Origin of the sequence: Streptomyces sp. NPDC007907, from assembly GCF_042959365.1 — a bacterium.
Taxonomy (GTDB): domain Bacteria; phylum Actinomycetota; class Actinomycetes; order Streptomycetales; family Streptomycetaceae; genus Streptomyces; species Streptomyces indiaensis.
In genome coordinates this window covers 1-5,576 of the sequence record NZ_JBIBKR010000018.1, presented here as the reverse complement: position 1 = coordinate 5,576, position 5,576 = coordinate 1, and the positions used below count along the sequence as shown (strand labels likewise).

Here is a 5,576-nt window from a genome sequence, read left to right as displayed (position 1 = left end):
GACACCCTCGGCTTCGTCCACCTGACCGCCCCCACCGGAACCATCCACACCATGCCCACACTGGAGGAGATCCGCTCCCAACCCGGCGTCATACAGGCATCGCTGAAGGTGGGCCCCGGCGACGTCGTCGGCGAGACCGCTGTCACCTTCGATCGCGCGGGCGACGTGGTGGTCGCCGGTCCTGATACCGCAGCTGTCCAGGATGCGCTGACCCGGTGCGCGACCTGGTTCACTGCACACACAGAAGTGGCCTGACGAGCCGCCAGCAGGCACCTCGGCCTTGACCTTGACCGGGTGCCGGACCACCGCGTTGAGGAGATGGTGCGATGAGCGAGGGCCGCCGATCAAAAACGCATCATGCGCAAAAGGCTCGTGTACTGCCCAGGTTTACGCCCCTTACGGCCCGGGTTCACGACCTGGTGCCCTGGACACTGGCACCGTCGACTCACGACCCGCGTCGGCACCGGACGCCCGATGCCCTCAGCATCGGCATTCTCGGGGCACGACCGGCCAGAACCTGCACGCCTCGCTGCACGCGCGGCGGTGCAACGGGCGAGGGATGGGCGTCGGCGGCTGGCCTGTTCGGCGGGAGCGTGCTCAACACGACGGGTCGGCGAGGGCGACTGGCCCAAATGGAAGCGGGACATGCGGGTGCGGGCGCCCTGAGGTCAGGACCGCACCGCGCAGGGCGAACAGATCGGCTTCGGATCCGGAACCGGTGAACACGATCTCGCGGGTCCGGGCGCCGATCAGACCGGCGACCTTGGCGCGGGCCCCAACAAGTGCCCGGCGGGGCTCCTGGGAGAAGGAGTGGCTGCTGGAGGGGTTGCCGAAGAAGTCGGTCACGTGCGGTCACATCGCCTTGGCGACGCGCGGATCGACCGGCGTGGTGGCGTTGTAGTCCAGGTAGGCCGACCCGGCCCGCCAGGCCCGGGTGCGGCGTAAGGGCGCTGCCCGGGCCCCTCACGTCAGGCCCGAGGCATCGACGGGCAGTTCCGACAGCCGCCACTCCAGCATGCCGTCGTCGAGACGGACTGCCCGCCGCCCGCGGCCGGTCAGCAGTCGCACGGCGTCGTAGGCCAGCACACAGTACTCGCCGCGGCAGTAGACGACGATCTCCATCTTCTCGGGCAGTTCGCTGATCCGGTCCGGCAGTTCCTCGACCGGGATGGAGAGTGCGCCGGGGATGTGCCCGGACTGGTACTCCTCTACCGGCCGCACATCGAGCACGACAACGTCCCCGGCGGCGATCCGCACCTGAAGCTCCTCACGGCTGAGCTCGCCGGCGGCGTCCTCGCCGAGATAGGCATCCCGGGCGGCGGGCACGGCGGCCTGGTGGGCTTCGGCAACCTTGCGAAGCAGCGCGAACAGTTGGGCGACGTCGTCACCGGCGAGCCGGTAGTGGATGCGCACCCCCTCACGCCGGGTGGTGACGAACCCGGCCTGCTTGAGCGTCTGCAGATGCGCCGAGGCGGTGGTCAGGTTCAGCCCGGCCGCCTTCGCCAGCGCGTCGACGGTGCGCTCGCCCTGGGCCAGCAGATCCAGCAGCTCCAGACGCTTTCCGCTGGCCAGCGCCTTGCCGCTGGCCGCGAACGCGTCATACAGCCGCGTCTTCGTCGCGCTCTTCGTGTGCTCCGGCAAGACATCCTCCATAAATCCATGGATTATTGTAGGTGAGTCGGGTGGGTGTTACCACACGCCCCCGTTCCCGAGATCTTGGAGGACGCCGTGGGCTTTGCGGACGATCACCTCATACCGTTGGTCGACGAAGGGCTGGGCAACAGCGCCTACCTGCTCGACTTGGGCGACGGACGCGCCCTGGCCATGGACGCCAGCCGTGACCTGCGCGCGCTGCGGGCAGCAGCCGAGCGGCGCGGACTGCGCATCGCGTTCGCCGCGGACACCCATCTGCACGCCGACTTCCTCTCCGGCGCCGTCCAGCTCGGCCACGACTCCGGTGCCACGATCCTGGCCTCCGCGGCCGGCCGCCGAGCCTTCGATCACCAGCGCCTGACCGACGGCGACGAAGTCGACCTCGGCGGGCTGACGCTGCGGGCTCTGGCCACCCCCGGACACACCGACGAGCACCTGTCCTTCCTGCTGCTCGACGGCTCCGGGGAACTCGGGGTGTTCACCGGCGGCTCGCTGATCGTGAACTCCGCCGCCCGCACCGACCTCCTCGGCCAAGAGCGCACCGAGGAACTCGCCCGCGCCCAGTACCGCTCACTGAAACGGTTGACCGCGTTGCCGGACCAGACCGCGGTGTGGCCCACCCACGGCGCAGGATCCTTCTGCTCCGCCCCGCCCGGCACCGAGCGCACCACCACCATCGGAGCCCAGAAGCAGGCCAACCCGCTGCTCACCGCAGCCGACGAGGACACCTTCGTGGCCCAGCTGATCGCGAGCCTGGGCACCTACCCCGCCTACTTCGACCGCCTCGGCGAGATCAACCGGCGCGGCCCGGCCGTGCTGACCGCAAACCCCGTGCTCCCGGCCTTGTCCGCACCGCAGGCGCGGGCCCTCATTGCTGACGGCGGCCACGTCGTTGACGTCCGCCCGGCCGCCGACTACGCCGCCGGCCACATCCCCGGCGCCCTGTCCATCCCGCTGCGCGACCAGTTCGCCACCTGGCTCGGCTGGCTCCTGCCCGACACCGCACCCCTGGCCTTCGTCACCGCCGAGGGCCAGGACCTGAGCGAAATCGTCTGGCAGGCATACAAGATCGGCTACGAGCGTCTCGCCGGCCACCTCGCGGGCGGCATGGACGCCTGGCTCGTCGACGGCAACCCCCAGGCCACCACCGCTTTCCTCGCCGCCGACCGCGCCACAGGCCGCCCCTACGTCGACGTCCGGCAGCAAGCCGAGTTCGCCGCCGGGCACGTCCCCGGCGCGCTGCACATCGAGCTCGGCGCCCTCAACGAGTCCGCGGCCGACGCCCCGACCGGACCGGTCGTAGCGTGCGGGCACGGCGAGCGCGCCATGACCGCCGCCAGCCTCCTGGAGCGGGCCGGCCACACCGATGTCGCCGTCCTCGACGGCGGACCGGCCGACTACGCCGCCGCACAGGATCTGCAGCTCGTGCAGGGCGTGGAGGACACCTGCTCGTGAACGCCACCCCTCTGGCCACCACTGCGACCGACGCCTCCGGGCGGCCCGTACGGCTCGGCCTGCGAGAGAACTGGCTGCAGTTCACCCTGCTGGTCATCGTCAACGTCTGCGTCGGCGGCCTAGTCGGCCTGGAACGCACCACCGTCCCGCTGATCGGCTCCGAGACCTTCGGCCTGACCAGCGACCTGGCCGTCTTCTCCTTCATCATCGCCTTCGGCCTCACCAAGGCGTTCACCAACCTCGCCGCCGGGGCGCTCACCGCACGCTTCCGCCGCAAACAGCTGCTGGTGACGGGCTGGCTGCTCGGCATCCCCGTCCCCTTCGCCCTCGCCTGGGCGCCGTCCTGGGGCTGGATCGTCGCAGCCAACGTCCTACTCGGCCTGAACCAGGGCCTTACCTGGTCGATGACCGTCAACATGAAGATCGACCTCGTCGGCCCCTCACGCCGAGGACTCGCCACCGGCCTGAACGAAGCCGCCGGCTACACCGCCGTCGGCGTCACCGCCCTGCTCACGGGCTACCTCGCCACGTCATACGGCCTGCGCCCCGTCCCCGAACTCATCGGCACCGTCTTCGTCGTCGCGGGCCTCGCCCTGGCCCTGGTCGTACGCGACACCGCCGCCCACGTCGCGCTCGAACTCGCCCACCACACCAAGCCCCTGCCCACCGACGAGGACACCGGCCTGAAGGCCACCTTCACCCGCACCTCCTGGCATAACCGCTCCCTACGCGGCGCCAGCCAGGCCGGACTGATCAACAACCTCAACGACGGCCTTACCTGGGGCGTCTTCCCTCTGCTCTTCACCGACCACGGCCTCGGCCTGGCCGCCGTCGGCCTCATCAAGGGTCTCTACCCCATTCTGTGGGGACTCGGGCAGATACCCACCGGCCACCTCGCCGACCGCATCGGCCGCAAACCACTCATCGTCTACGGCATGCTCGTCCAGGCCGCCGGCTTCGTCCTCGCCCTCACCCTGCTCGAACGCCCGCTCCTCGCCGGAATCCTGACCGCCATCGCGCTCGGCCTGGGCACCGCCATGGTCTACCCCGCCCTCATCGCATCCATCTCCGACCACGCCCACCCCGCCTGGCGGGCCAACGCCCTTGGGACGTACCGGTTCTGGCGGGACATCGGCTATGCCGCCGGCGCCCTGGTCGCTGGCCTCCTCGCCGATGCTCTCGGCCTGAACGCCACCGTCATCGCCGCAGCCGTCCTCACCGCGACTTCCGGACTCATGGCTGCTCGCTGGATCACCGAGCACCGCCTCGCCACTCGCTGAGGGGCGCGGCGGCCGCGAACACCCGGCCACTCCACCCCTTGCCTGGGCCGATCACCGATCCGGAGCAGATCACCCGTCTCGACATACGACGACGCGACCGTCTCGGCGGAATCCTCCACGAATACGAACACGCCGAATGACCTGCACGGATGAGTTTTCCGGCAAGGGCACCTGCCCTTTCAGGGATGGACAGCCCGCATCTCGTCGACCAGCGCGAGCGCGACTTCCACGCCTGCCGATGCAGTGTGCCGACCTTGGGATTGACCAGTCTGTCGTACGAGACGCCGTTCATCCTCACGTCACCGCTGAGTGAGCGTTTGATTCTTGCTTGTCCGTTTCATTTGTTTTGGCTGTCGCGCCAGTTCGTGGTGGCTTCGTGGGTGAGGCGGCGGGTCATGAGGTTGATGGCGGCGAGTTGGATCATGGCGGCTGAGCGGTGGGGGTGGGTTTCGTAGTCGCGGGCCGGGCGGCGGCGGTGCATGAGCCAGCCGGGGGTGCGTTCGATGACCCAGCGGCGGGGTTGGACGTGGAAGCCGCGGGTGGTGGGGTCGCGTTGGACGATTTCGAGGTCGATGCCCAGGTGGGCGGCGTGTTCGACGGCTGCGGTTGTGTAGCCGTTGTCGGCCCAGGCTTTGGTGATGGTGGGGTGGCGTTGGCGGACTCTGGTGAGGAGTTGGGTGCCGTCGGCGGAGTCGTGGACGCTGGCGGCGGCGACGGCCAGCAGGAGGCCGAGGGTGTTGGTGACGATGTGCCGTTTGCGGCCGATGATTTTCTTGGCCGGGTCGATGCCTTGGCCGGTCAGGTGGACGGTGGCGGAGGTTTTGATGCTCTGGCTGTCGATCAGGCAGGCGTGTGGCTCGCTGGTGCGGCCTTCGGCCTGGCGGACTTTGCCGCGTAAGAGGCCGGTGAGCTGGTCGAAGATGCCGACGGCTTCCCAGCGAGCGAAGTCGGATGCCATTGCGGGCCTGGCGCCAGGCTTCGAGGGTGGGGCGGATGAGTTCCCAGCGGGCGTCGGATAGGTCGCTGGGGTAGGGCCGTGAGGGCTGCATGATGCCTGGGTATGTGGCGGCGGCCGGCCTGGGGCAGGCAATACGTCGGCATCCGACGCGTACGGTTCACCAACGATTGAGGACCTTTCCTGGGCAGAATTCGCCGGTGACCCTGACACGCCCATCGCAAGGCTCGAAG

The 5,576-nt window shown here is 69.4% G+C and carries 5 protein-coding genes and 1 pseudogene; 3 read left to right on the top strand and 3 right to left on the bottom strand.

From position 1 onward, the window contains the following. On the top strand, positions 1 to 255 hold a 255-nt coding region (locus tag ACFZDI_RS35865; RefSeq protein WP_391256746.1), incomplete at its 5' end, for a hypothetical protein. 342 nt (positions 256 to 597) lie between these two features. On the opposite strand, the gene ACFZDI_RS35860 is transcribed toward ACFZDI_RS35865, so the two are convergent. Then, positions 598 to 846 (bottom strand): aminotransferase class V-fold PLP-dependent enzyme, encoded by a 249-nt coding sequence (locus tag ACFZDI_RS35860; protein WP_391256744.1) that lies wholly within the window; start codon positions 844 to 846, stop codon positions 598 to 600. A gap of 117 nt (positions 847 to 963) precedes the next feature. Next, on the bottom strand, positions 964 to 1,641 hold the full coding sequence (locus ACFZDI_RS35855; RefSeq protein ID WP_234845194.1) for a metalloregulator ArsR/SmtB family transcription factor: 678 nt from the start codon (positions 1,639 to 1,641) through the stop codon (positions 964 to 966). Between the two features lie 117 nt (positions 1,642 to 1,758). Between ACFZDI_RS35855 and ACFZDI_RS35850 the strand changes: the two genes are divergently transcribed. Further along, positions 1,759 to 3,108, top strand: coding sequence for a rhodanese-like domain-containing protein (locus ACFZDI_RS35850; protein WP_391256740.1), 1,350 nt, complete (start codon positions 1,759 to 1,761; stop codon positions 3,106 to 3,108). Beyond that, complete coding sequence (locus tag ACFZDI_RS35845; RefSeq protein WP_391256738.1) at positions 3,105 to 4,388, top strand: MFS transporter; 1,284 nt, start codon at positions 3,105 to 3,107, stop codon at positions 4,386 to 4,388. The genes ACFZDI_RS35850 and ACFZDI_RS35845 overlap by 4 nt, the downstream gene beginning before the upstream one ends. A 337-nt stretch (positions 4,389 to 4,725) precedes the next feature. Here the strand turns inward: ACFZDI_RS35845 and ACFZDI_RS35840 are convergent. Continuing rightward, a pseudogene (locus ACFZDI_RS35840) lies at positions 4,726 to 5,437 on the bottom strand (transposase). Positions 5,438 to 5,576 lie beyond the last annotated feature (139 nt).